At 57.9% G+C, this 890-nt stretch carries 1 pseudogene; it reads left to right on the top strand.

Going from position 1 to position 890, the window contains the following annotated elements:
• Nucleotides 1-95 precede the first annotated feature (95 nt).
• Nucleotides 96-890 (top strand): annotated as a pseudogene (locus FPZ47_RS27670) (PPE family protein); the annotation flags it as partial.

Here is an 890-nt window from a genome sequence, read left to right as displayed (position 1 = left end):
CGGTGACGATTCCGTCGGTGTCGATTCCGTCGGTGACGACGCCGTCGAATGTGTCGGTGGGTGGGTTCGGGTTGCCGCCCATCACGATACCGTCGGTGTCCATCCCGGCGATCACGACGCCGAATATCAGCATCGGCGGTTTCGCGTTGCCGCAGATCACAACCCCGGTAACCACCGTCCCGGCGATCGGGCTGCCCGCGATCGAAATTCCGACGATAACTACGCCGCTCATCACGATCAGCTCGTTCAGCACCCCGAGTGTCACTTTCCCCAAGATAATTTTTCCGACCTTCGAGACCCCTAGCATCATCTACACCGGCCCAATTGAAACACTGTTGCAAATCTATTCGTATAACGGCTCGGCCTTCGACAACGGCGGTTTGTTAGGGACGGTATTTGTCCAGATCGTCCCGTTCGAGATCCAACCATTCGCTGTTGGGGCCCTTACTGTTGACCTCGCCGGTACTTCCACGACGGGAACCAACGGCTTTATCAGCACTTTTGAATTACCCAGCCTGACGGTCGGCGAAACCATCTTTCCCTACATTACCATCGGCAATCCAAACGGTTCTCCCTACGTCATACCTTCCATCGAACTGGAGAGCTTCACCATTCCCTCTGTGACGATCTCACCGATTATGGTGAATCCGTTCACGTTGCCGTCGGTGAGTACGCCGGCGGTGACGACGCAGCCCGTGACGATTCCGTCGGTTGGGTTGGGGGAGTTCACGTTGCCGTCGATCACCACCCCTGACATCACCACCGCGCCGTTGACGATTCCGTCGGTTGGGTTGGGGGAGTTCACGTTGCCGTCGATCACCACCCCTGACATCACCACCGCGCCGTTGACGATTCCGTCGGTTGGGTTGGGGGAGTTCACGTTGCCGTCG

The organism is Mycobacterium helveticum, from assembly GCF_007714205.1.
In the GTDB taxonomy this organism is placed as follows: Bacteria; Actinomycetota; Actinomycetes; order Mycobacteriales; family Mycobacteriaceae; genus Mycobacterium; species Mycobacterium helveticum.
Note: the sequence above shows the minus strand (reverse complement) of the source record. Positions and strands in the feature narration are given on the sequence as shown.